Below are 24,550 nucleotides of genomic sequence, written 5' to 3' on the forward strand. Positions count from 1 at the left end.
GCCCCCATGCGCCTGATGCTCGACCTCCAGGGCGTGCAGGGCGCGGCGCGCCATGCCGGGCTCGGCCGGTTCAGCCTGGAGCTGGCGCGCGCGCTGGTGCGCGGGCGCGGCGCGCATGAGGTGCAGATCCTGCTCAACATGCGGCTCGCCGAATCCGCGGCGCGGCTGGCTGCGGAGTTCACCCCGCTGCTGGGCCCCACCGGCATTGTGCGCTGGACGGCACCCGAAGGCTCAGCCGCTGGCCAGCACCCGCAGGCGCCGCTGCGCCGGCTTGCCGAGAATCTGCGCGCCGAGGTGATCGGCGCGGCCGCACCCGACCTGCTGCATCTCGGCTCCGTCTTCGAAGGCTTCCGGCATGATGTCGTCACCACCTGGCCGGCCGAACGGGAGCGCCCACGCATCGCGGCCACGGTGCATGACCTGATCCCGCTGACGCTGCGCGAGACCTATCTCGACGGGCATTGGCGAGAGGCGGGGCTCGTCCCCTGGTATGCCCGCTGCCTGGATGAGCTGGCGGCCTGCGCGCCGCTGCTCGCCAATTCCGAGGCGACGCGCGCCGAAGTGCTGCGGCATCTGGCCCTGCCGCCCGATCGCGTCGTGGTGATCGGCGGCGGCGCCTCGCCCGGCTTCGCGCCCCCGCCACCCGACCCTGCGGCGCGCACGGCGCTGCTGCAGCGCCATGGCCTGACCGAGGGCTACCTGCTCTATCTCGGCGCCGGCGATTTCCGGAAGAACGAGGGGCTGCTGCTGCGCGCCTACGCGGCGCTGCCCGAGGGCCTGCGCGCGCGCCACCGCCTGGCCATCGGCCATGTGAACCCGCCCCATCTGCGCGAGATGGCGCGTGGCGCGGGCGTCGCCGAACATGAGCTGATCTGCCTGCCCTTCATCCCCGACGCCGACCTGCCGGGGCTCTATGCCGCGGCGTCGCTCTTCGTCATGCCCTCGCTGGCGGAGGGCTTCGGCCTGCCGCTGCTGGAGGCCATGGCCTGTGGCGCGGCCTGCATCGCCAGCAACCGCTCCGCCCTGCCCGAGGTGCTCTCGCGCAGCGATGCGCTGTTCGACCCGGAGGATGCGGGGGCGCTCACGCGGCTCATGCAGCGCCTGCTGGAGGCGCCCGAACTGCGCGCCGACCTCGCCGCCTATGGCCCGCGCCGCGCCCGCGACTTCAGCTGGGAGCGCGCCGCGGCGGAGGCCTGGGCCGCCTTCGAGCGCGCGCAGCCCAAGGCCGCGAAGGGCCGGCTGGCGCGGCGGAAGAGCCTCGCCATCGTCTCCCCCCTGCCGCCGACGCCCAGCGGCATCGCCGACTACACGGCGGAGCTGGCCCCGGCTCTGGCGGCGCATTACGCCGTGACCCTGGTCAGTGCCGCGCCGCCTGAGGGGCCGCTGGCGGGGCGTCTGCCCTGGATCAGCGAGGAGGATTTCGCCGAGCAGGGCGGGCGTTTCGACCGTGTCCTCTACCACATCGGCAACAACCCGATGCACACGCGCATCCTGCAGGAGTTGCTGCCGCGCATCCCCGGCGTGGTCACGCTGCATGAGGCCGCGATCACGGATCTGCGCAACTGGCTCGACCGCCGGGCCGACGCGCCGGAGCCTCGGACCACGCGCGTGGCGCGCGAGGAGGGCTACCCGGCCCTCTTCGCCCCGATCGAACTGGCCGGCAGCGCGGGCCCGATGGCCGAGGCGTTGGGCCTGGTGCTGCATTCCGGCCATGCGCGCTGGCTGCTGGAGACGCAGTACGGCAACGCCGCGCTGACCCACGCGCATGTCCTGCCGCTGATGCGCCAGCCGGTAGCGCTGCCGGCACGCGAGGCGGCACGCGCCGCGCTCGGCCTCGCGCCGGAGGATCTGCTGGTCGCCTCCTTCGGCATCGTGACGCCGCAGAAGCTGCCCGAGCGCGTGCTGGCCGGCTTCGCGGGCCTGGCCCGGGCGGTGCCCGCCGCACGCCTCGTCTTCGTCGGCGAAGCGCAGGATGGCAGCGCCGCGGTGCTGGCCGCGGCCGAGCGCCAGGGCCTGACCGGACGCGTCAGCGTGACGGGCCGCGTGCCGCCCGGCACCTACCAGGCCTGGCTCGCCGCCTGTGACCTCGCGGTGCAGCTTCGGCGCGGCAGCCGGGGTGAGACCTCGGCCGCCGCCAAGGACGTGCTGATGGCGGGCCGTCCGCTCGTCTCCAACCGACATGGCGCGATGGCGGAGATGGAGGCCTCAGGCTGCCGGCTGGTCGCCGAAGCGGCTGAGACCGCCGAGCTTGCCGCCGCGCTGCTGGAGATCGGCCGTGATGCGTCGCTGCGCGCCGAGATGGGCGCGGCCGCGCGGCGCTGGGCGCTGTGGGAGCTGAACCCGGATCGCATCGCCGCCGCCTATGCCGCCGTGCTGGAGCACTCCTACACGCATGGGCCCCAGGCAGGGCTGGCGCAGATGCTTGCGGCGAGCCGGGACCTGCCGCTCTCAGCGCGGGACGCGGCGGCGGCGGGGCTGGCCCTGGCCCGGACCTTCCCCGGAGCGCGACAGAGCCGCCTCTGGCTCGATGTCGGCCTCGGCGGGCTGGAGCCCGGCATCCTCACGCTGCTGCGCGAGGGGCTCGGCGCGCTGCGGCCCGAACCCTGCCTCCAGGCGGGCGACGGCTGGGTGACCGCGCATGGCTGGGCCTGGGAGAAGCTTGAGCTGCCAGGCCAGCCTCCGCCGGAAGGGCCGGCCGTGATGGCCGCAGGCGACGTGCTGGTGGCGCCGCCTGGCCTGGCACGGGACCTCGCGGCCGCGCAGGGGGTGCGGGTGCTGGACGGGCTGCATCCCGGCTTCCAGCGCGGCGAGGGCCCGGCGCAGCGCATGCTGGTGGACCGGCTGATGCACGCCTGAGCCGGGCGGCTCAGGGCAGGATCGTGATCCGCCCCGCCGCCTGCCGCGCGAAGAAGGCCGGGCGGTACATGTCCGACACCTCGGCCCCCGGCAGCTCGAAGCGCCCCGGCGTCACCGCCCGCAGCCGCACCGCGAGGCGGAATTCGCGCAGATCGGCGGTGAAGGCGAAGGCCGCCGCCACACGGTCGTCCAGCGCCGGTTGCGCATCCGCCTCGGGCAATTCGCCGAGGCCGGGCAGGCCCGGCACCGCGCCCGGGCCGAGCCGCGCCTCGACCTCCCATCCCGCCGGCAGGCCCTGGCTGATCATGGCCAGGTGGTTCTGGCTGGATTCCGCCCGCCCCTCGATCACCATGATGAAGGAGGTGCCGGAGCGCAGCTGGTCCAGGTTGAGCGCCATGCCCTCCAGGTTCAGGAAGCGGCGGCGGATCTGCATGGCGTTGCGCCCGGCGGGCAGCGCCTCGGTGGGAATGCCGGTGACGGTCAGGCTGACCGGCAGGGGCGCATCGCCGAGGTTGCGCAGCGTGCCACCCGTGGTCGCGTTGACCACGCGGCCGGTCACCGCGGCACCTTCCAGGCTGGCGCGCACCGGGCGGCCGTCACGGCCGAGCGTCGCCGCCGCCAGCACCGCCCAGGCCTGCTCCTGCGTCGAGGCCAGCGCGGGCGTCAGCTCCGGCCCGGGCAGGCGACCCTGCGCCGTGGTGAGCATGGCGGCCGGCATGCGGCTCTCCTGCGCGAGGACAAGGATCGCCATCGCATCCCGCGCGCCGCTGCCATAATCATAGATCCAGTCGCGCCGGGCGGGCGCGGCGAGTGCCGCGGTGAAGGCGCGCGTCGCGCGCTCCGCATCGCCCGCGCGGGCGAAGGCGGCGCCGAGCTGCGCGCGGGCCAGCGGCGTGGGCAGGCGGTCCAGGCTTTCCATCAGCCGGCGCGCGGCGCCCAGCCGGTGCCGGCCGGCCATGGAGAGCGCGCTCAGCCGCGCCGCCTGCGCCGCGTATTCGGCGGGCTCGGTCGGGCTGGTTTCCTCCAGCCGTTCCGAGAGGTTGACCAGCGCCGCCTCCAGCGCGGCATCCGGCACGGCGGCGCCGGCCGCCTTGGCGCGCAGCAGCGCCTCCACCGCATAGCCCGAGGTCCAGAATTCGGGTTCGCCCTGGGCGGACCAGAGGCCGAAGCTGCCATCGAAGCGCTGCCGCGCCAGCACGCCATCCACCACGCGCTGCAACCGCGCCGCCTGGGCCGGGCTGCTGGCCTCGGTGGTGGCGGCGGCAAGGCCGATCGCCTGGGAGGAGAGCTGCTCCAGGCAGGCGAGCGGGAAGGCGTCCAGTGCGCGCAGCATGCCCTCGGCGTCGTAGCGCACGGGCGTGCCGAGACGCGCGGTGGCGCGCCAGCCCGGCAGGAAGCGCGCGGCATCCGGCGCGAGGCGGACCTCCTGGCCGGGTGCCACCTCGATCACGCTCGCCACCGAGAGCGGCGCGCGGGAGGAGCGCACCTCGATCCGCGCCTCGCGCGTCGCCGTGAAGCCGTCCGGCCCGGCGACGGCGAGGCGCAGCACGCCCTCACCCGGGCCGGTCGCGCGCAGCGTGGCCGTGGGCTGGGCGCGGGCGCCCGTCGCGAGCCGCGCGGCAAGGCGGTTGGGGCCAGCCAGCGCGATGGCACCCTCGGTGCTGAGCGTGGCGCTCACCTCGCCCGCGGGGAGTTCGAGATTGTGCAGCAGCACGGCGATGCTCGCCTCGTCGCCGGGGGCGAGGAAGCGCGGCAGGATCGCCTCGGCCAGCACGGCATCCCGGACAAGCAGCGTGCGGGCGGCGGAACCGACCCGCGCGCCATCCCAGGCGACGGCCATCAGGCGCAGTTCGCCGGCGAAATCCGGGATTTCGAGCGGGATCTCCGCGCGGCCCTGGGCATCGGTCGTCACCACGCCGCTGAACAGCACGACATTGCGCTGCGGGATGCGCATGGCGCTGAGATCGCCGAGCTCGTCGCCGCCCTGGCGCAGCACGGCGAGCGTGCCGTCGCTGGCGCGGATCAGCCGGCCGTAATCGTCGCGGATATCGGTGCCGAGCGTGCGGCGGCCCGCGTAATGCGCCAGCGGATCCGGGGTGGCGAAGCGCGTCAGGCGCAGGATGCCCTCATCCACGGCGGCGAGCGTGAGGTGCACCGCACCCTGCCCGCCCGTGACGCTGACCGGGATGGTCACGCGGCGCTGCGGGCGCACGCGCTCCTCGCCGCCGATCGCGACCTCCAGCCGCCGCGCGGCGGGGTCGATCTGCAGCCAGGTGAGGCCGAGGGCGCGGCCCGGCGCTTCGGTCGCCTGGCCTTGGCGGAAGACGGTGATGGCGGCGTAGGCGCCAGCGCCCCAGGCGGGGTCGGCCTCCAGCGTCACCTCGGCGCCGGCGGCCGGCACCTCGATCTCGCGCAGCGCCACCAGCCGGTCGGTCAGGATGGCGAGGCTGGCGCGGCCGGCGAAGGGCGCGGTGATGCGCAGCGTCACGTTCTGGCCGGGGGCATAGCTTCGGCGATCCGCCGCCACATCCACCTTGTCCGGCACCTCGGCGGATTCCGAGCCGGCCCAGCCGGAGCGGAAGCGCACGGAGGCCAGCGCCATGCCGCCCGCCTCCTGCGCCTCCAGCCGATAACGGCCGAAGGGGAGGCTGCGGGCGAAGCGCGCGGGTGCTGCGGCGGTGACGGCGAGGCTCGCCGTATCCACCGGCTCGTCGGTCCAGACCGTCTCGTAGCGCGCCTGGCCGGAGCGCATGACGATGCGCCAATCGGGCCGCTCGCGGACGAGGCGCAGGCTGAGCTGGCCGGCCTGGGGCTGGCCCGCCGGGTTCACGATGACGAAGTCGAAGCCGGCCTCGGCATTCGCATCCACCGATTGCGGTCCGCGGATGCCGATGAGGCGCGGCGCGCCCGCCACGGCCAGCGGCAGGTCCACGCGGCTTGCGCGCCCGCCCGGTTCCTCCACTTGCAGCGTGAGTTCCGCGCGCAGCGGGCGCGTCGTGTCCGGCGCGCGCTCCAGGTTGAGCGTCAGCGTGGCGCGGCCCTGGGCATCGGTCTCGGGCAGTTCGGCCGAGAGCATGTCGGGCGCGAAGACCTCATCCTCCAGCCCGAAGAGGAATCCCTGGAAGGCGGGGAAGGGGCTGCGCTCGGTGATCAGGCGGTATTGCGCATTGCCGGTGAGGCCCGAGCCCGGCGCGCCGTAGAGGAAGCGCGCGGTGACGGGGATTTCCAGTGGGCGGCCGGGGGTGAGCGGGCCGGGCGCGGGGCCGACCTCGACGGCGAGGCGCTCCGGCACGAAGGCCTCCACGCGCAGCGTCACCTCGCCCACCGGGGGCGCATTGGGGTCGGTCAGCGCCTCGATCTTCCAGGCACCGGCCGGGGCCGCGCTGGGCAGCGTCACGGGCCAATGGCCGCCATCGCGCAGCACCGTCTCGGCCGCCACCTGCCCATTCGGGCGGCGCAGCCGCAGGCGCACCGGCAGGCTCGCGGGCTGCCCGGCCACGTCGCGCAGCAGCACCATGGCCTGGACCGTCTCGCCCGGGCGGTAGATGCCGCGGTCGAGCCAGAGGAAGGCGTCCAGCGGGCCGGGATGCGGGCGGCCGGCGACGCCGCGATCCGAGAGATCGAAGGCGGCCGCCTCGAGGTCGAGCGCGACCAGGTCATCCGCCGTGCTCGCATGCAGGGCGACCGGCGCCATGGGCCCCTCGCCGCGCAGCAGGGCGGCGGCGAAGCGGGCCAGGCCATCCGTGCCGGTCTCGGCCTCGGCCAGGATCTCGTTGTTGCGGGCCATCAGCGCCACGCGCGCGCCGGCCGCCGGCCGCGCATCGCCCAGGTGCCGGGCCTGGACGGCGAGCCCACCCGCGCCGCGCCAGGCGGTGAGGCCGAGATCGGTCACGATGAGCGGCTGCGCGGTGGCGAGGCTTTGGGCGTTGCGCGTGCCGTCATTCGGCTGCGCCACCATCACGTAGAGGCCGGGCCCCGCGGTCCGCACCGCATCGGGCACCGGGATGGCGATGCGCTGCAGGCTGTTCGTCGGGTGGCGCGGCACCTCCACCGCTCCCTCCCAGACGACGCGGCCCCAGCTCTCCTGCAGGTCCTGCGCGGTCCAGGAATCCATCTGGTCGCCCAGGCGCCAGTCGCGCGTCAGCGGCACGAGGTTGCGCTCGGCCACGCGGATGATGCGCAGCTGCACGCCGGAGATGTTCATGAGCGCCAGCGGCACCCGCGCCTGCTGGCCGCGCGCCAGCAGGAAGGCCCGGCTGTCGAAGGCCATGCGGGGCGCGCGGTCGGGCATGGCGATGTTGAGCGCCGTATCGCGATTCAGGCGCAGCCCGTCCTCGCCGGGCAGGCCCGCGCGCAGGATGAGGCGGGTGGTGCGGCCATGCGGCAGGCCGACGGCGCAGAGCGAATCGCCGTCGCGCGTGATGGCGAGGCCAGGGATGGCGGGCTCGGCGCGGATCCAGTCCTGCGGCTGCCAGTCCTGCCGCCGGGCGGGCGGCAGGGTGAAGCTGAGGCAGGCGCGCGGCGGCTCGGCCTCGCTCTCAGTGTTCACGCGGGTGATGAGAAGGCCGGCCGCGCGGCGCGCCTGGGCCAGCGCCTCGACATGGCGCGCATCATTGGGCGCGCGCTGCAGCACGGCCTCAAGGGCTGCGATCTGCTGGGCCGGGCGGTCCATCCGGCCCAGCGCCTCGGCGATCAGCAGCAGCGAGGGGATCTCGGGCGGGCCGGCGGGCACCATCATGAAGTTCTGCCAGGCGGCCTGGATGGCGCGGACGGGCTCGGGCGGGTTGCGGCGCAGCTGGGCGCGGGCCAGGGCCATCCACTGGGTGGGCGTCATCTCGCCCATGCCGGCGCGTTCCTCCCAGGCCTGTGCGGCATTGGCCCAATTGTTGGCACGTTCCGCCGTGGTGGCGCGCTGCTCGGCGGCCTGGCGCTGCTGCGGTGTGCCGCCGGCGGGGAAGCGGCGCTCCAACTGCTCGCGATACTGGCCGGAATCGCGGGAGAGGCCCGGAAGGTCGAAGGCCTGCGCCGGAAGTGTGAAGAACAGGGCAAGCACAACCAGCCAGCGAAACATGCGACGCGGTCCTTTCCTCAACCCCGACATCATGCACGTTTTGCCCTGCAGTCCCAGAAGAACCCGGGGTGACGAAGGGTAACCTTGCTGCGTTGTCACGCGGCATTCGCGACGGATGCGCTTCAATCGCAGGAGGTTCGCGGCCCGCCGCGTGGCCTGCTGTGTCTCGCCTGCCCGGAGCCGGTCAAAAATGCTCGCGCGCGTCATTCCCCTCGCCCTCGCCCTGCTGCTTCCCTTGGCCGCCGCGGCCCAGCCCGGCATCCCGGTCACGACCGAGCCGGCGCGTGTGGGCGCCATGCCCATCGAGATCCTGGCCAATGGCACGGTGGTCTCGGAGAGCGTCGTGACCATCCGCACGCGGGTGGATGGGCAGATCACCCAGGTGCACGTCACCGAGGGGCAGCTGGTGCGGCGCGGGCAGGTGCTGTTCACGCTGGATTCGCGGCTGAACCAGGCGCTGCTGGCGCAGCAGGAAGCGCAGCTCGCCGCCAACCGCGCTCAGATCGTCCGCTTCCAGGCGGATGCGGTGCGCTACCAGGCGCTGCGCGGCGAGGGTTTCGCGGCGCAGCAGCGCTTCGAGCAGGCGACGGCCGAAGCCGCCGCCGCCGTTGCCAATGCGCGCGCCACCGAGGCGCTGATCCAGCAGACGCGGCTCAACATCGAATTCGCCACCATCACGGCCGAGGCGGACGGCAAGCTCGGCGTGCTGCCGCTGCGCGTCGGCAATTTCGTCCGCCAGGCGGAGAATGTGGCGATGGGGACCATCACGCAGATGAACCCCATCCTCGTGCAGTTCAACGTGCCCGAGCGCTGGCTGCCGCAGATCCGCGCCGCGCTGAACGCGGGCGAGGTGCCGGTGCAGGCGCTGGGCGATGGCGAGACGGGCCCGCCCGCCCAAGGCACGCTCGTCTTCGTGGACAGCGCGGTGGATGTGGCGACCGGCACCATCCAGCTCCGCGCCCGCTTCGACAATCCGGATGGCGCGCTCTGGCCGGGGCAATATGTGCGCGTGACGGTGGTGCCGACCATCGAGCAGGACGCCATCTCCATTCCCTCCGCCGCGGTGCAGACGGGCCAGCAGGGGCGCTACATCTTCGTCCTCGCCCCCGACGGCACGGCCCGCCGGCGGCCGGTGCAACTCGTCCGCACGCTGCGCGACCGCGCCGTGGTGCGCGGCGAGATCGCGGCGGGGGACAAGATCATCGTGGACGGCGCCCAGCGCGTGACCGAAGGCGCGCGCGCCGTCGAGCGCAACGCGCCGCCCGCCGCGCCCGCGCCGCAGCGCCTCTCCGCGGCGAATTGAGGGGCGGCCGCCATGCATATCTCGGAGCTCTGCATCCGCCGCCCGGTGATGACGCTGCTGCTGACCATCGCGGCCGTGGTGGCCGGCGCCATCGCCTATACGCGCCTGCCGGTGGCCGCCGTGCCGCGCGTGGACTTCCCCGTGATCTCGGTCTTCGCCAATTTCCCGGGCGCCAGCCCCGAGACGATGGCCACATCCGTCGCGCTGCCGCTGGAGCGTGAGTTCAGCACCATCGCGGGCCTCGAGAGCATGAGCTCCACCTCGGGGCAGGACACGCTGAATCTGACGCTGCAATTCCAGCTCGGCCGCAACATCGACAGCGCGGCGCAGGATGTGCAGGCGGCACTCACCCGCGCGCAGCGGCGCCTGCCGATCGAGATGACGGTGCCGCCCAGCTACCGCAAGGTGAACCCGGCCGATGCGCCGGTGCTGCTGCTGACGCTCTCGGGCGGCGACGTGCCACTCTACCGGCTGAACGACGTCGCCAGCACCATCATCGCGCCCGCGCTCTCCCGCGTGCAGGGCGTGGCCCAGGTCGTGACCTATGGCGAGCAGCTCTTCTCCGTGCGCGTGCGCCTGGACCCCGACCGCATCGCCGCCATGGGGCTCGCCTTCGACACGGTGCAGCAATCCATCCAGCAGGCCAATTCCAACGCGCCGGTCGGCCTGCTCAGCGGCCAGCGGCAGCAATTGACGCTGCGCGCGACCGAGCAGCCGCAGAATGCCGAGGAGTTCAGCAACCTCGTCGTCGCCGGCCGCGCCAATGCGCCGATCCGCCTCTCCGAGATCGCGGAAGTGGCGGATGGCGTGCAGAATGAGCGCGTGGCGAGCTGGCGGGATGGGCAGCGCGCCCTCGTTCTCGCCGTGCAGCGCCAGCCGGATGCGAATACGGTGGAGGTGGTGGATGGCGTGCTGCGCAGCGTCGAGGCGCTGCAATCCGCCCTGCCCCCCGGCGCGCGCCTCGGCGTCATGCTGGACCGCAGCCGTTCGATCCGCGATGCGGTGCATGACGTGCAGGAATCGCTGCTGATCGCGATCGGCCTCGTCGTGCTCGTCTGCTTCCTGTTTCTGCGGCGGCTGACGGCGACGCTGATCCCCAGCATCGCCGTGCCGATCAGCCTCTGCATCACCTTCGGCTTCATGTATGCGCTGGGCTACGGCATCGACAACGTGACGCTGCTGGGCCTCACCATCGCGGTCGGCCTCGTCGTGGATGACGCGATCGTGGTGCTGGAGGCCATCGTCCGCCACATCGAGGAGGGGATGCATCCCGTCGCCGCCGCGATCCGCGGCTCGAAGGAGGTGGGCTTCACCGTGCTCTCCATCACGCTCTCGCTCATCGCCGTCTTCCTGCCGATCCTGCTGATGGGCGGCGTGGTGGGGCGCGTCTTCAACGCCTTCGCGGCGACGGTGAGTCTCGCCGTCATCGCCTCGCTCATCGTCTCGCTCACGCTGACGCCGCTGATGGCGAGCCGGATCAAGGGCCATCACGGCGCGCCAGGCCTGCTGGACCGCACGCTGGAGCGCGGCTTCGTCCTGATCGAGAAGAGCTACGCCTTCCTGCTCGACCTCGCCTTGCGCTTCCGCCTGATCATCTGGGTGCTCTTCCTCGCCTCGGTCGTCGGCGCGGGCTGGATGGCGGTGAAGCTGCCCAAGGGCTTCTTCCCCATCGAGGATACCGGCCTCGTCATCGTCAACACCGAGGGGCCGCGCGGCGCCTCCATCGAGGCGATGGCGGAAAAGCAGCAGCGCATCGCGCAGATCTTCGCCGCCTCGCCCCATGTGAACAGCGTGGTTGCGACGGTGGGCGCGGTGGGCGGCTCGGCCTCGATCAACCAGGGCCGGCTCTTCGTCGAACTCAAGCCGCGCGGCCAGCGGCCCGACATCACGACCATCCTGCAGGAGCTGCGGCGCCAGGCCTCGGGCGTGCCGGGCATGCGCGTCTTCCTCCAGCCGATCCAGAACATCAATTTCGGCGCGCGGCAGACCCGCACCCTCTACATCTACACCATGCAGGGGCTCAGGCTGGACGAGCTTTATGACTGGGCGCCGCGGCTGGAAGCCCGCCTCGCGCAATTGCCGCAACTGCAGGACGTGAACACCGACCTGCAGCTCGACAGCCCCGTGGTGATGGTCAATGTGGATCGGGACCGCGCGACGGCGCTCGGCGTCTCCGTCGAGCAGGTGCGGCAGGCGCTGTATTCCGCCTTCGGCTCGCGCCAGATCAGCACGATCTATGGCCAGGCCAATGCCTATCCGGTGATCCTCGAGGCGCTGCCCGAGGACCAGCGGGATGAGACGGGCCTCGCCAAGCTGTATCTGCGCTCGGCCACCGGGCGGCTCGTGCCGCTCTCGGCGGTGGCGACGATCGAGCGCCGCTCGGGGCCGCTGACGGTGGGCCACCAGGGGCAGCTGCCGGCGGTCACCATCGGCTTCAACACGCCGCCAGGCGTGGCGCTGGGCGATGCGGTGAACGCAATCCGCGCCGTCGAGCGTGAGATGGGGTTGCCGCCCACCATCGTCTCGGGCTTCTCCGGCTCAGCCCAGGTGTTCCAGCAGGCGCTGGCGGGCCAGGGGGCCTTGGTGCTGGCTGCCGTGCTGATCATGTATGTGGTGCTGGGCGTGCTCTATGAGAGCTTCATCCATCCGCTGACCATCCTCTCGGGCCTGCCGGCCGCCGCACTCGGCGCCTTCGCCACGCTCTGGCTCTTCGGCCTCGATCTCTCGGTGATCGCGGTGATCGGCGTGCTGCTGCTGATCGGCCTCGTGAAGAAGAACGCCATCATGGTGGTGGATGTGGCCCTGCAACGACAGCGCGCGGGCGAGGCGCCGGCCGAGGCGGTGCGCCAGGCCTGCATCCTGCGCTTCCGGCCCATCCTGATGACGACGCTGGCTGCCGCCGCCGGCGCGGTGCCCATCGCGGCCGGCTGGGGCGCGGCGGCGGAGCTGCGCCAGCCGCTGGGCCTGGCCGTGATCGGCGGGCTCGCGGTCAGCCAGGCGCTGACGCTCTTCGTCACGCCCGTGCTCTATCTGGGCTTCGACGGTCTCGCGCGGCGCTTCAGCCGCGGGCGCGGCAAGGTCGAAGGACCAAGCCCGGCACCGGCCGAGTGAGACCCCTGGCGAGACCCCTGTGATTGTCATGGGATGTTGCTAGGCTCAGGGCAGCATCTTCGTCGGAGACCCGCATGATCACCGTCACGCGCCCGCGGGCGTCGCACCTTCTGCTCCTCGGGATCACGCTGCTGGCCGGCGCCGCCCAGGCGCAGCAGAACCAGGGGCAGGCGGTGGACCAGATCTATCGGGAGCTGATGGGCCAGAGCCCGAACGCGCCCGGCACGCTGCCGCCGCCCTCGCTCAACGCCACGCCGGGTCAGGATGCACGGCGCGAGGCGGAGCTCTTCCGCGAGGAGACCGGCCGCAGCCAGAGCGCGCCCAGCCGTGCGACGCCCCCGCCCGCCTCGGGCACCGTCTCCCAGGATGCGCGGCGCGAGGAGCAGATCCTGCGCGAATTGACCAACCCCGCGCTGGTGCCGCGCTGACCAGGATCAGCGCTTCCCGCTGACCTCCGCCCCCGCATCGCGCGGCAGCATGGCGAAGAGCGGGCTGGCCGAGGCCACCACCAGCCCCGCGATGAGGAAGGCGGCGGTGAAGTCGCTGGGCAGCAGCGCCTCATGGCCCGCCATGTGGCGGCTGACTTCCAGCGAGGTGGTGGCCAGCACCACACCCAGCGCCGGGGGCAATTGCTGGGCGGTGCCGTAGAAGCTGGTGCCCGCGCTGAGCTTCTCGCGCGGGAGATCGGCGAAGGCCAGCGTGTTCAGCGCGGTGAATTGCAGCGAGCGGAAGAGGCCGCCGAAGGCCAACACCACGAACATCGCGGCGATCGGCCAGGCGGGGGTGAAGGCGGCGCCGATGGCCACACCGGCGGCGGCCAGCAGGCCATTGCCCACCAGCACGGTGCGAAAGCCGAAGCGGCGCAGGATGGGGCGCGTCAGTGGCTTCATGGCGAAGGCGCCGATGGCGGTGGCGAAGGCGACGAAGCCAGCTTCCGTGGCACCCCAGCCGAAGCCCACCTGCAGCAGCATGGGCACGAGGAAGGGCACGCCCCCCGCCCCCATCCGGAAGAGGCTGCCGGAGAGGGTCGCGTGGCGGAAGCTCGCATGCTGCAGCAGCGTGAGGTCGAGCGCGGGCTTCTCCACGCGCCGGCAATGCCGCAGCGCGAGCCAGCCCAGCACGCCGCCCAGCGCCAGCAACGCGCTGGGCCAATAATCCGGCAAGACGCCGCGCCCCACCGTCTCGATGCCGGCCATGGCGGCGGCCAGCGCGCCGCCCACCAGCGCGAGGCCGCGCAGATCGGGCGGGCCGGGGTTGGCCGGCGGCAGCGGCGTGATCTTCCAGGCCACCATGACCAGGCCGAAGGCCGCCACCGGCAGGTTGATCCAGAAGACGCTACGCCAGCCGAAGAGGTCCGTCAGGATGCCGCCCAGCGGCGGGCCCATGATCGGCCCCAGCATGGCCGGCATGGTGAGCCAGGTCATCGCCGTCAGCATCTCGTCCTTGCGGATTCCGCTCAGCAGCAGGAGCCGGCCGACGGGCACCATCATGGCGCCGGCCATGCCCTGCATCACCCGCGCCGCCACCAGCTCGACCAGGCTGTTGGACAGGCCGCAGGCGGCGGAGGAGAGGCCGAACAGCGCGATCGCGATGAGAAAGACGCGCTTCGCCCCGAAGCGATCCGCCACATAGCCCGAGACGGGGATGAAGACCGTCAGCGCCACGAGGTAGGAGGTGATGGCGACACCCAGCCGCGCCGGGTCCTCATTCAGCTCCCGCGCCATGGAAGGGAGGGCGGTCACCACCGCCGCGCTGTCCAGGTTCTGCATGAACAGCGCGGAGGCGACGATCACGGCGGTCACGCGCGCATCGGCCATTCCCGCAGGGTAGAGGTTTATGCGCCCAAGTCATCCGCTTCGGGGTTCCCCCGGGCGTGAATTCGCGGCAAGAGCCGCACCTCAGACCCTGGAAGACCCGCGATGCTGCTCCTCACCCCCGGCCCCGTGCAGACCCACCCCTCGGTGCGCGCCGCCATGGCCGAGGACATCGCCCCCTGGGACGCCGCCTTCCGCCCCTTCTACACGCGCCTGCGCGAGCGCATCCGCGTCATCGCGGGCGGCGTGGAGGGCGAGCATGTCACGCTGCCACTGCAGGGCGCCGGCCACATGATCCTGGAAGCCGCGATCCGAACCTATGTGGCGCCGGGCGGCGCCATCCTGATCCCGATGAACGGCGAATACGCCGTGCGCATGGCGCGGCTGGCCCGCGAGGCGGGGCGCGAGGTGGTGGAGCTGCACGCGCCCGACACGCGCGGCATCACGCCGGCCGAGGTGGAAGCGGCGCTGGCCGCGCATCCGGAATGCGGCCATCTCGGCATGGTGCAGAGCGAGACGGGCAGCGGGATCGTGAATGACCCGGCCGCCATCGGCGCCGTGGTGCGCGCGGCGGGGCGACGGATGATCCTGGACGCGGTCTCGGCCTTCGGGGCGCTGCCGCTCGACCTCTCGGCCCAGCCCGAGATGGATGCGGTGGTCTTCACCTCCAACAAATGCCTGGAGGGGCTGCCGGGCTTCGGCTTCGCGGTGGCGCGCGTGGACCGCACGGAGCAATGCGCGGGGAATGCGCGGTCCTGGAGCCTCGACCTTTCCGATGTGCTGGCGAACAGCCGGCAGAACGGCATGGGCAGCCTGCGCTTCACCGGCCCCGTGCAGACGCTGCGTGCGCTGGATGTGGCGCTCGATCGCTTCGACGCCGAGGGCGGGCGCGCCGTGCGCCATGCGCGCTACCACGCCAATGCGCTGGCGCTGCATCGCGGCCTGAAGGCGCTGGGCCTCAAGCCCTATCTGGAGGAGGCGCATCAGGGGCCGATCGTCGTGACCGTGCATCAGCCGGCCGGGCTGATGCTGTCGGATTTCGTGGCGGCGCTGAAGCGCCACGGCGTGACCATCAGCAGCTATTTCACCACCGAGGCGCCGAGCTTCCGCATCGGCGCCATCGGCGATATCGGCCTGCCGGATGTGGAGCTGGCGCTGCGTGCGGTCGCGGCCGCGCTGGATGAGCTGGGCCTGCGACAGGCCGCCTGATTCCCCGATTCCACCGCCCCGGCGGATGCTCTAAACACGGGCGCGTCATGAAACGCTTCTGGAACCAGGCCACCTGCGTCGCCGAGGGCGACGGCTTCGCCATCCACCTCGACGGCCGCCCGGTGAAGCTGCCGACGGGCGCCTCGCTGCGGGTCGCCACGCGTGAGCTGGGCGAGGCGATCGCCGCCGAATGGCAGGCGGCGGGCGGCGAGCGCGGCGGCGAGATGTCCTGGGAGGATGTCCCCCTCACCCGCCTCACCGGCACGGCGGCGGAGCGCATCGCGCCCGATCCTGCGGCGACCATCGCCGCCATCGCGAAATATGCGGAGACGGACCTGCTCTGCTACCGCGCCGAGGATGAGGACCTGGCCGCCCGGCAGAACGCGGCGTGGCAGCCCTGGCTCGACTGGGCGCGGGCGAACCTCGGCGCGGAGCTGCGCGTGACGCGCGGGATCATGCCGGTGGCGCAGACACCGGCGGCGCTGGCCGCGCTGCATGGGGCGGTGGCCGCACTCTCGCCCGTGGCCCTTTCCGCGCTGGGCGTGCTGGTGCCCGCCTTGGGCAGTTGCGTGTTGGGCCTCGCCGTCGTGCAGGGCGCGCTGGAGCCGGCCGCCGCGCATCGCCTCGCCGTGCTGGACGAACTCTTCCAGGAGGAACGCTGGGGCCTCGATTGGGAGGCCGAGGAGCGCCGCGAGAAGGTGGCGGCCGACCTCGCGCTCGCCGCGCGGCTCGCAGCGCTGAGCCAGGGATGAAGGCCCGCCTGCTGCGCATCGCCGGGCGCGTGCAGGGAGTGGGCTACCGCGACTGGCTGCTGCGCGAGGCGCGGCGCCATGGCATCTCGGGTTGGGTGCGCAACCGCGCGGATGGCACGGTGGAGGCGCTGCTGGCCGGTGAGGAGGATGGGCTGAACGCCGTGCTCACCGCCTGCCGCCGCGGCCCGCCGCTGGCGCAGGTGACGGCGATCGAAGAGAGCTTCGCCGAGCCGCCGGAAGAGCCGGGCTTCCATCGGCGGCCGAGCCTCTAGGGCTCCGGTCTGCCCGCCTTGCGGGCAGGAGGCGGCGCGAGATGAGGCGGCTGCGGCCTGGGCCGCCAAGAGGTGGCTGGCGCCACCCTGGACATCCGCGCCGAAAGCTTGCGACGCTTGCTTCCAACGAAGGAGAGCAAAGCATGCAACGACGTGATCTCATGGGTGCCGGCCTCGCGCTGGGAGCCCTCGCCGCCCCTCTCGTGGCCCGCGCCCAGCAGGTCTTCACGCTGCGGCTGCACAGCTTCTCCTCGCCGACGGCGCTCGATCACACCATCCACCTCGACCGCTGGGCCGAGCGGGTGAACCAGCAGTCGCAGGGCCGCATCGTCATCCAGTCCTTCCCGGCCATGCAGCTGGGCGGCCAGCCGCGCGATTTGCCGCAGCAGCTGGAAGACGGCGTGGTGGACATCATCTGGACGGTGCCGGGCTTCACCCCGGGCCGCTTCATGGGGACGGAAGGGCTGGAGATGCCCTTCATGAACACCGGCCGCAGCGCCACCATGTCCCAGGCGGCTTACGAGTATGTCTCGCAGAACCTGGCGGACACCGAATATCGCGGCATCAAGATCATCTCGATCCACTCGACCGACCGGGCGCTGATCCACACCTCGCGCCGGCCCGTCCGCACGCTGGAGGATTTCCGCGGGCTGCGCCTGCGCGTGGCCGGCCGCTTCATCGGCGAGGCGGTGACGGCGATGGGCGCGACCCCGGTCGGCATTCCGCTGGGGGGCGTGTACGAGGCGGCGTCGCGCAACCAGGTGGATGGCTTCCTGATCAACTGGGCCATCACCCAGCCCTTCCGCCTCTTCGAGGTGTCGAAATACCACAGCGAGCCGCCGGGGGTGGGCCTGTTCCAGGGCATGCTGCTGACGCTGATGAACCAGCGCAGCTACATGCGCCTGCCGCCCGAGCTGCGCGCGGTGATCGACGCCAATTCGGGCGCCGCGCTGTCGAAGCAGCTGGGCGAGGCCTGGGACACGCAGACCCAGCCCGCCATCGATGCCGCGCGCAATGCGGGCAATGAGATCATCGAGATCAGCCCGGCCGAGATGGCGCGCTGGCGCACCGCCGTGGCCCCCGCCTATGAGGCCTGGATGGGCGAGATGACGCGGCGCAACCGCAATGGCCGCCAGCTCTTCGAGACGATCCAGACCATCACCGCGCGCTACGGCCGCCCCACTTGAGCACACCGGAGGTCACGGAACACGGCGTCCTCGCGGCGCCGGACTTCATCCCGTTCCCGAAGCTGCGCACGGCTCTGGAAGGCATCGCCACCTGGGCAGCGCTCTTCGCCGGCCTGCTGCTCATCGCCGCCGTCGCGGTCACCACCGGCTCGGTGCTGCAGGGGGCGGTGATCAACAAGCCCATCCTGGGCGATTCCGAGATCGTCGAGATGCTGCTGGGCGTGGCCGTCGCCTTCTGCCTGCCGCTGGCGGAGATGCGCGGCGCGCATGTGATGGTGGATTTCTTCACGCAGAAGCTGCCGGCGCGCGGCCTGGCGGGACTGGATGCGCTGATGCGCGCCGTCGCGGCCGCTGTCGTCTTCGTGCTCGCCTGGCGGCTCGCCATCGGTGGCTACAACAATTGGGACCGTGAGCGCGAGACCATGTTCCTCGAGATCCCCTTCTGGTGGGGCTATGCGGGGGCGGCCATCGGCATGGCGCTCTGGATGGTCTGCTCCGCCTTCGTGGCCCTGGAAAGCGCGGCCCGCGTGCGGAAGACGGCATGAGCGATTTCGATATCGGGCTGGCGATGTTCGCCGCCGCCCTGGTGCTCATCGCGCTGCGCATGCCGGTGGGGGTGGCGATGCTGCTGGTGGGCGGCGTCGGCTTCGCCACGATCGGCGGCTGGGACCGGCTGTTTGCCACGCTGAACTCGATGACCTTCAGCCGGTTTTCCTCCTATACGCTTTCCGTCATTCCGCTGTTCCTGCTGATGGGGGATTTCGCCACCAAGGGCGGCATGAACCGCGCGCTGTTCCGCTGCGCGCGCGCCTGGATGGGGCATTGGCGCGGCGGCCTCGCGGTGGCCACCATCGGCGGCTGCGCGGCTTTCGGCGCCATCTGCGGCTCCTCGCTCGCCACCGCCGCCACCATGAGCCAGGTGGCGGGGCCGGAGATGCGGCGGAACGGCTATTCGCCGGCGCTCGCCACCGGGACGCTGGCCGCCGGCGGCACGCTTGGCATCCTGATCCCGCCCAGCGTCATCCTCGTGATCTATGCGATCTATACGGAGATGAGCATCGGCACGCTCTTCGTCGCCGCCGTCATCCCCGGGCTGATCGCGACCGCCGGCTACATGCTGGTGGTGAACATCTATGCCCGCCTGAACCCCAACGCCGCGCCCCCCGCCGAGCGGTTGGACCTGCGCGAGAAGCTGCGCGCGACCGCCGAGGTCTGGCCCGTGGCGATGGTCTTCATCCTCGTCGTCACCGGCATCTATGGCGGCTGGTTTTCCGCGACCGAGGGGGCGGCCATAGGCGCCGCCGCCACCTTCCTGCTGGCCGTCACGCTGGGCGGCATGCGCTGGGAGGGGCTGCGTGAAAGCCTGCTCTCCACCACCGTCACCACCGGCCTGATCTTCGTCGTGCTGCTGGGCGCCGAATTGTTCAGCGCGGCCCTCGCCCTCTCCCGCCTGCCGGCGGAGCTATCCGCCGTGGTGGCCACCTTCGACGTGGCGCCCATCGTCATCCTGCTGATGATCCTGCTGATCTATTTCATCCTGGGCTGCTTCATGGAGAGCCTGGCGATGGTGCTGCTGACGCTGCCCATCTTCATCCCGCTGATGCTCAGCCTCGATTTCGGCCTGGGCAGGGAACAGGTGCTGGTGTGGTTCGGCATCCTGGTGCTGATGTCGGTGGAAGTGGGGATGATCTCGCCGCCCTTCGGGCTCAACCTCTTCGTCATCAACGCCATGGCGAAGGATGTGCCGATGGGCGAGACCTATCGCGGCGTCATGGGCTTCGTGGCCTCGGACTTCGTGCGGATCATCCTGCTGGCGTTGCTGCCGGCGATCACACTCTGGCTGCCTGGACTTTGGTGAGGCCGCGCATGCCCGACATGCGCGGTGCGGATTTGCCTTGCGCTTTGTTTTGCGATGCACCATATCCAGGACATCACGCGGGCAAGCATGCCCGCCAGGGCCCGGCCGCGTGAGCGGCGCCGCGCTTCAGCACCCCTGAGGCGCCATACGGCAGCCGAACTGCCGGGCCCTTCGATGCTTCTCCCGGATCAGCCCAGCCACGCGGGGTGTCCAACCCTGAACTTCCGCGGCCGCGATGCGCGCGCCGCGCAGCTGGATTTGTCATGACCACCTTTCAAGACCTCGGCCTCAACCCGCTCCTCCTGAGCGCGCTGGAACAGGCCGGCTACACCAACCCCACGCCCATCCAGGCGCAGGCCATTCCGGCCGCGCTGCAGGGGCGGGACATCCTCGGCATCGCGCAGACCGGCACGGGCAAGACCGCCGCCTTCGCGCTGCCCATCCTGCACCAGCTGGCCCAGATGGGCGGCCACCCGCCGCGCGGCGGCTGCCGCGTCCTGGTGCTGAGCCCGACGCGCGAACTGGCCAGCCAGATCGCCGAGAGCTTCAAGACCTATGGCCGCCACATGGGCTATTCCGTCGCCACCGTCTTCGGCGGCGTCGGCCATGTGCCGCAGCAGCGGGCGCTGGCCCGCGGCGTGGACGTGCTGGTCGCGACCCCTGGCCGCCTGATGGACCATATGGGCACGCGCCATGCGCGCCTCGATCACACGCAGATCCTCGTCCTCGACGAGGCCGACCAGATGCTCGACCAGGGCTTCTTCCCGGCCATCCGCAAGATCGTGGCGCAGGTGCCGACCCAGCGCCGCACGCTGTTCTTCAGCGCGACCATGCCGCCCGACATCGCGCGCCTCGCCGCCGACATGCTGACCGACCCGGTCCGCGTGGAGGTCACCCCCGTCTCGACCACGGCCGAGCGCGTGAACCAGAAGGTCATCTTCCTGGATGGCGCGGGCAAGCGCGCCGCACTCACCGGCATCCTGCGCGGCGAGGGCGTGGGCCGCGTGCTGATCTTCTCCCGCACCAAGCATGGCGCGGACAAGATCGTGAAGTCGCTGGAGCAGGACGGCATCGCCGCCAATGCGATCCATGGCAACAAGGGCCAGTCCCAGCGCGAGCGGGCGCTGGCCGAGTTCAAGTCCGGCCGCGCGCCGGTGCTGGTGGCGACCGACATCGCCGCCCGCGGCATTGACGTGCCGGAGGTGACGCACGTCATCCAGCATGAGCTGCCGGAAGTGCCCGAGACCTACGTCCATCGCATCGGCCGCACCGCGCGCGCCGGCGCCTCGGGCGTCGCCATCGCGCTGGTGGCGCCGGATGAGGTCGGCCTGCTGCGCGCCATCGAGAAGGTGACGCGCCAGAAGATCGAGAGCGAGGATCGCCGGGCCAACCCGACCGTGCCGCTGAACGACCGGGCGACGCCCGTGCGCCCGCAGCGCGGCCGCGGCGGCGCGCCGCAGCAGAATGCGCGCGCGCCGAAGCGGGAGCATGGCGGTGGCCGTGACCATGACCGGCGCGACCATGACCGCCGCGATCATCACCGCGACGAGCCGCGCGCGCCGAACCGGCCGATGGAGCCGGCGCGGGCCTATGTGAAGCCGCTGGGCGATGCGGGGCGGAAGCGGCCCTCGGGCCAGCCGCAGCAGCGCGGATTTCTGGCGCGCGGGCGGTAAGGCGGTATCCGGGGGCGCTGCCCCCGGGCCCCCGCCGGGGTGACAGTGTCACCCCGGACCCCGCCTTCAGACCACCTGCGCCGTTGCGCCCCTGCGCCGCAGTAAAGGCATCATCACCAGCAGCGCCGCCAGCAGCAGCGCGATCTCGATCACATAGACGCTGGCATAGCCCAGCAGCGCGCCCGTGCCCTTGGGGCCGGCCCAGCCGGTCACCACATCGCGGATCACGCCGCCGAGTGCCATCGCGACACCCGCCGCCGTCGCCTGCACGGCGCCCCAGGCGCCCAGCGCGAGGCCCACCTGATCACGGGGCGCCAGGTTCATCGTCGCCGTCAGCGTGCCATGGCTGAACAAGCCGCCGCCGAAGCCGATCAGCAGCACGCCCAGGCCGAAGAGCAGCGGCATGTGCAGGGGGGCCGCCAGGATGACCAGCGCAAAGCCCGGCACGCCGAAACCCACGCCGAAGCTCGCCATGCGGAAGGGGTCCACGCCCCGGCTCAGCACGCGGGAGGCATAGCTGAAGCCGATCAACCCGCCCAAGGCGAGGCTCGCCGTCAGCGTGGTGGTGGCGGAGACGGTGAGGCCCAGGATCTGCCCGCCATAGGGCTCCAGCAGCACATCCTGCATGGAGAAGGCCGCGGTGCCGAGGCCGAGCGCCATGAGGCGCCGCAGCGCCTGGTCGCCCTCGATGAAACTGCCCCAGGATTCGCGGAAGCTCGGCTGCGGCAGATGGAAGGCGGTGCGGGCGGGGTTTCGCGCCTCCTGCTTCCAGAGTGCGATGACGTTCAGCACCAACGTGACCACGGCCGAGGCCTGGATCACCTGGATCAGCTTGCCCGGCGTGAAATCGGAGAGCAGCGCGCCGAACACCACGGCGCTGACGATCATGCCGACCAGCAGCATCACATACATCAGGCCCACGATCTTCGGCTGCGCCTCGGGGGGGGCGAGGTCGGTCGCCAGCGCCAGTCCCACGGTCTGCACCGTGTGCAGCCCGGCGCCGACCATGAGGAAGGCGAGGCCCGCGCCGGCCAGACCGATCCAGCGCGGCGCGTCCAGCGCCTCGCCCTCGCCGGCCAGCACCAGCAGCGCGAAAGGCATGATGGCGAGGCCGCCGAACTGGATCAGCGTGCCCTGCCACATGAAGGGCACCCGCCGCCAGCCGAGAAAGGAGCGGTGCGTGTCGGAGCGGAAGCCGATCAGCGCGCGGAAGGGCGCGAAGACCAGCGGCAGCGAGAGCATGATGGCGACGAGCGAGGCCGGCACCGCCAGCTCCACGATCATCACCCGGTTCAGCGTGCCGATCAGCAGCACCATCGCCATGCCGACCGAGACCTGGAAGAGCGAGAGGCGCAGCAGGCGCGAGAGCGGCATCTCCGGCGTCGCCGCATCGGCGAAGGGCAGGAATTTCGGGCCGAGGCTCGCCCAGCCATGGATGATCTTGCTGGTCAGCGGATTCATGCGCGGCGTCTCCCGTCCCGGCGAGAGGCTCGAAAGGGCGAATGAGGGGTCGGCCCAACCAAGGGTCGGCCCCCCGTCAAACCCATGAGAGGCAGCCCTGGCTATTTCACCAGCAGGGCCGCGTACTCATTGGGTGTTCCCGGCTTCATCAGCGCGACGGCCGGGGCGGTGCTGTCCGACAGGCTGGCCGCCGCGCGGGGCTTGCCCTGCAGGAAGGCCGGGAACCAGGTCGTGTTCAGCAGGATCGCCGTGTGGACGGACAGCGCGGAGACCACGACGCCGCCCAGCATCAGCGGGATGCCGACGGTGGGCTTCACCACCAGCCACATCTTGCCATTGATCATGGGGGCTTCCTCCTACTTCAGCCAGGGCGTGAGGGTGTAGGCGAGGAAATGCGCGCAGGCGGCGATGAAGCCGAAGGTGCGCGTGCCGCTGATCAGGTAGCGGTGCAGCTCCTCCGCTTCCCCGACGGTCAGGCCGGTCGGCCAGACCTTGCTATTTTCAGACATGGTTCAGTCCCTCCTTTGGAGACCTGTGGACGTTGCGTGATGAACCCAGGAGCGGGTTCCTCGGGGCTTCGGCGTCGGGGCGGCGCGGTCCGGCCGCGCCCCCAGAGGGGAAGCGTTGGGGGAAGCGTTGGGGGAAGCATGGGCGGCGGGGCGGCGCGCATGGACATGCGGCAGGGCGACGGCGCTGGGCCGCGCGATCTCCGCCTGTGGGTCATGTCCCATTGCGATCTTGACCTTGCCCTGAATGTCAATCTAACTTGACAAACCAACTGTCAATTCGATCTGACATTCCTTAGGGTCAAATTGTCAAGTGTTCTGGCAGCCGAACGGTCGTTTCCATGCGCGGATGTGGCATGGATCAGACAGCGCCGCCCCCGCCGAAGACCTCGTCCCAGGCCGACATCAGTGCCGAATCAGCCTCTTCCATCGTGGCCAGCACGCCCAGCTCGTGCAGGCTCGTTACGCCATGCTCGGCGATGCCGCAGGGCACGATCCCGCCGAAATGCGTGAGATCCGGGTCCACATTCAGCGCGATTCCATGCCAGGAGACCCAGCGCGTGACCCGCACGCCGATCGCGCCGATCTTGAACTCCCCGCCCCCGGGCTTCACCACCCAGATGCCGACGCGCCCCTCGCGCCGCTCGCCGCGAATATTGAAGCGATCCAGCGCGCGGATCATCCATTCCTCCAGCGCGTGGACATAGGCGCGCACGTCGCGCGGCGGCACGGTGCCGTGGCGGCGCGTGAGGTCCAGCATGACGTAGGCGGTGCGCTGGCCAGGCCCGTGATAGGTCCATTGCCCGCCGCGCCCGGCGGCGTAATGCGGGAAGCGCTGCTCGATCAGCTCCTCCGGCCGGGCGCTGGTGCCGGCGGTGTAGCTCGGCGGATGTTCGACGAGCCACACGGCCTCTGGCTCCGTGCCCGCGCGGATCGCGGCGACGCGCGCCTCCATCGCGGCCAGCGCCTCGGGATAGGGGGTGAGGCCCTCGCTGATCCGCCAATGCGGTTTTTCGGCGGGGTCGGTTGAACAGCTCGGGATCATGCGCTAGGACGCTCTCGTCTGCGGTCGTGGTGGAATGGTAGACACGCCAGCTTGAGGTGCTGGTGGGGGAAACCCCTTGGAAGTTCGAATCTTCTCGACCGCACCATATTTCTTGCCCTCAGACGCCGGGCGCCCACTCCGTGGGCTTGGCTTCGCCGCGCCACGCGCATCCTCGGCATCACAGGCAGTTGGGCGGCGCCGGCCGCCTTGCGGCCGGATGGGATTGCGCGGGCCCTCAGACGCCGGGCGCCCACTCCGTGGGCTTGGCTTCGCCGCGCCATGCGCATCCTCGACATCACAGGCGATTGGGCGGCGCCGGCCGCTTTGCGGCCGGATGATCCTGCGCTCGCCCTCAGACGCCGGGCGCCCACTTCGTGGGCTTGGCTTCGCCGCGCCACGCGCATCCTCGGCATCACAGGCGGTTGGGCGGCG

The 24,550-nt window shown here is 71.7% G+C and carries 17 protein-coding genes and 1 tRNA gene; 12 read left to right on the forward strand and 6 right to left on the reverse strand.

Annotated features, from left to right (window positions below; translation table 11 throughout):
* Positions 1-6: 6 nt before the first annotated feature.
* A complete protein-coding gene (locus KTR66_RS03870; protein ID WP_213610598.1) occupies positions 7-2,856 on the forward strand; it encodes a glycosyltransferase in 2,850 nt (949 codons plus the stop codon).
* A gap of 10 nt (positions 2,857-2,866) precedes the next feature.
* On the opposite strand, the gene KTR66_RS03875 is transcribed toward KTR66_RS03870, so the two are convergent.
* Entirely contained in the window at positions 2,867-7,927 is a 5,061-nt protein-coding gene (locus KTR66_RS03875) for an alpha-2-macroglobulin (protein ID WP_213610600.1), read from the reverse strand.
* Between the two features lie 190 nt (positions 7,928-8,117).
* On the opposite strand from KTR66_RS03875, the gene KTR66_RS03880 reads away from it, so the two are divergent.
* The 3 genes from KTR66_RS03880 (at position 8,118) to KTR66_RS03890 (ending at position 12,769) form a co-directional block, all read left to right on the forward strand.
* On the forward strand, positions 8,118-9,230 hold the full coding sequence (locus KTR66_RS03880; RefSeq protein ID WP_213610602.1) for an efflux RND transporter periplasmic adaptor subunit: 1,113 nt from the start codon (positions 8,118-8,120) through the stop codon (positions 9,228-9,230).
* Between the two features lie 12 nt (positions 9,231-9,242).
* The gene (locus tag KTR66_RS03885; protein ID WP_213610604.1) at positions 9,243-12,341 is read left to right on the forward strand and encodes an efflux RND transporter permease subunit; all 3,099 of its coding nucleotides are present in this window, start codon (positions 9,243-9,245) and stop codon (positions 12,339-12,341) included.
* 74 nt (positions 12,342-12,415) lie between these two features.
* Complete coding sequence (locus KTR66_RS03890) at positions 12,416-12,769, forward strand: hypothetical protein (RefSeq protein ID WP_213610606.1); 354 nt, start codon at positions 12,416-12,418, stop codon at positions 12,767-12,769.
* A gap of 6 nt (positions 12,770-12,775) precedes the next feature.
* Here the strand turns inward: KTR66_RS03890 and KTR66_RS03895 are convergent, their stop codons facing one another.
* Positions 12,776-14,143 (reverse strand): MDR family MFS transporter, encoded by a 1,368-nt coding sequence (locus tag KTR66_RS03895; RefSeq protein WP_371819013.1) that lies wholly within the window; start codon positions 14,141-14,143, stop codon positions 12,776-12,778.
* A gap of 117 nt (positions 14,144-14,260) precedes the next feature.
* On the opposite strand from KTR66_RS03895, the gene KTR66_RS03900 reads away from it, so the two are divergent.
* The 7 genes from KTR66_RS03900 (at position 14,261) to KTR66_RS03930 (ending at position 21,106) form a co-directional block, all read left to right on the forward strand.
* On the forward strand, positions 14,261-15,364 hold the full coding sequence (locus KTR66_RS03900) for a 2-aminoethylphosphonate--pyruvate transaminase (RefSeq protein WP_213610610.1): 1,104 nt from the start codon (positions 14,261-14,263) through the stop codon (positions 15,362-15,364).
* 47 nt (positions 15,365-15,411) lie between these two features.
* Positions 15,412-16,116: an ATP12 family chaperone protein gene (locus KTR66_RS03905; protein WP_213610612.1), complete on the forward strand. Its 705-nt coding sequence runs from the start codon at positions 15,412-15,414 to the stop codon at positions 16,114-16,116.
* A complete protein-coding gene (locus KTR66_RS03910; protein ID WP_213610614.1) occupies positions 16,113-16,388 on the forward strand; it encodes an acylphosphatase in 276 nt (91 codons plus the stop codon). Before KTR66_RS03905 ends, KTR66_RS03910 begins: the two co-directional genes overlap by 4 nt.
* A 143-nt stretch (positions 16,389-16,531) precedes the next feature.
* The gene (locus KTR66_RS03915; protein WP_213610616.1) at positions 16,532-17,575 is read left to right on the forward strand and encodes a TRAP transporter substrate-binding protein; all 1,044 of its coding nucleotides are present in this window, start codon (positions 16,532-16,534) and stop codon (positions 17,573-17,575) included.
* On the forward strand, positions 17,572-18,120 hold the full coding sequence (locus KTR66_RS03920) for a TRAP transporter small permease (RefSeq protein WP_213610618.1): 549 nt from the start codon (positions 17,572-17,574) through the stop codon (positions 18,118-18,120). Before KTR66_RS03915 ends, KTR66_RS03920 begins: the two co-directional genes overlap by 4 nt.
* Complete coding sequence (locus tag KTR66_RS03925) at positions 18,117-19,433, forward strand: TRAP transporter large permease (RefSeq protein WP_213610620.1); 1,317 nt, start codon at positions 18,117-18,119, stop codon at positions 19,431-19,433. Before KTR66_RS03920 ends, KTR66_RS03925 begins: the two co-directional genes overlap by 4 nt.
* Before the next feature lie 263 nt (positions 19,434-19,696).
* Entirely contained in the window at positions 19,697-21,106 is a 1,410-nt protein-coding gene (locus tag KTR66_RS03930; RefSeq protein ID WP_213610622.1) for a DEAD/DEAH box helicase, read from the forward strand.
* A 66-nt stretch (positions 21,107-21,172) separates the two neighbouring features.
* Here the strand turns inward: KTR66_RS03930 and KTR66_RS03935 are convergent, their stop codons facing one another.
* From KTR66_RS03935 to lipB, 4 genes are all read right to left on the reverse strand, one after another.
* Positions 21,173-22,567, reverse strand: coding sequence for a PucC family protein (locus tag KTR66_RS03935; protein WP_213610624.1), 1,395 nt, complete (start codon positions 22,565-22,567; stop codon positions 21,173-21,175).
* Positions 22,568-22,668: 101 nt separating this feature from the next.
* The gene (locus KTR66_RS03940) at positions 22,669-22,911 is read right to left on the reverse strand and encodes a light-harvesting protein (protein ID WP_213610625.1); all 243 of its coding nucleotides are present in this window, start codon (positions 22,909-22,911) and stop codon (positions 22,669-22,671) included.
* Between the two features lie 12 nt (positions 22,912-22,923).
* Positions 22,924-23,076, reverse strand: coding sequence for a light-harvesting antenna LH1, beta subunit (gene pufB / locus KTR66_RS03945; protein ID WP_213610627.1), 153 nt, complete (start codon positions 23,074-23,076; stop codon positions 22,924-22,926).
* 358 nt (positions 23,077-23,434) lie between these two features.
* A complete protein-coding gene (gene lipB, locus KTR66_RS03950; protein WP_213610629.1) occupies positions 23,435-24,118 on the reverse strand; it encodes a lipoyl(octanoyl) transferase LipB in 684 nt (227 codons plus the stop codon).
* A gap of 20 nt (positions 24,119-24,138) precedes the next feature.
* On the opposite strand from lipB, the gene KTR66_RS03955 reads away from it, so the two are divergent.
* Positions 24,139-24,224: transfer RNA gene (locus KTR66_RS03955), tRNA-Leu, on the forward strand.
* Positions 24,225-24,550 lie beyond the last annotated feature (326 nt).

Source organism: Roseococcus sp. SDR (assembly GCF_019083995.1).
Taxonomy (GTDB): domain Bacteria; phylum Pseudomonadota; class Alphaproteobacteria; order Acetobacterales; family Acetobacteraceae; genus Roseococcus.

Coding starts and splice junctions, on each gene's coding strand:
- KTR66_RS03930 (WP_213610622.1), top strand. CDS start 19,697: ATGACCACCTTTCAAGACCTCGGCCTCAACCCGCTCCTCCTGAGCGCG.
- KTR66_RS03940 (WP_213610625.1), bottom strand. CDS start 22,911: ATGATCAATGGCAAGATGTGGCTGGTGGTGAAGCCCACCGTCGGCATC.
- KTR66_RS03905 (WP_213610612.1), top strand. CDS start 15,412: ATGAAACGCTTCTGGAACCAGGCCACCTGCGTCGCCGAGGGCGACGGC.
- KTR66_RS03900 (WP_213610610.1), top strand. CDS start 14,261: ATGCTGCTCCTCACCCCCGGCCCCGTGCAGACCCACCCCTCGGTGCGC.
- KTR66_RS03910 (WP_213610614.1), top strand. CDS start 16,113: ATGAAGGCCCGCCTGCTGCGCATCGCCGGGCGCGTGCAGGGAGTGGGC.
- KTR66_RS03915 (WP_213610616.1), top strand. CDS start 16,532: ATGCAACGACGTGATCTCATGGGTGCCGGCCTCGCGCTGGGAGCCCTC.
- KTR66_RS03885 (WP_213610604.1), top strand. CDS start 9,243: ATGCATATCTCGGAGCTCTGCATCCGCCGCCCGGTGATGACGCTGCTG.
- KTR66_RS03870 (WP_213610598.1), top strand. CDS start 7: ATGCGCCTGATGCTCGACCTCCAGGGCGTGCAGGGCGCGGCGCGCCAT.
- KTR66_RS03925 (WP_213610620.1), top strand. CDS start 18,117: ATGAGCGATTTCGATATCGGGCTGGCGATGTTCGCCGCCGCCCTGGTG.
- KTR66_RS03890 (WP_213610606.1), top strand. CDS start 12,416: ATGATCACCGTCACGCGCCCGCGGGCGTCGCACCTTCTGCTCCTCGGG.
- KTR66_RS03935 (WP_213610624.1), bottom strand. CDS start 22,567: ATGAATCCGCTGACCAGCAAGATCATCCATGGCTGGGCGAGCCTCGGC.
- KTR66_RS03880 (WP_213610602.1), top strand. CDS start 8,118: ATGCTCGCGCGCGTCATTCCCCTCGCCCTCGCCCTGCTGCTTCCCTTG.
- pufB (WP_213610627.1), bottom strand. CDS start 23,076: ATGTCTGAAAATAGCAAGGTCTGGCCGACCGGCCTGACCGTCGGGGAA.
- KTR66_RS03875 (WP_213610600.1), bottom strand. CDS start 7,927: ATGTTTCGCTGGCTGGTTGTGCTTGCCCTGTTCTTCACACTTCCGGCG.
- lipB (WP_213610629.1), bottom strand. CDS start 24,118: ATGATCCCGAGCTGTTCAACCGACCCCGCCGAAAAACCGCATTGGCGG.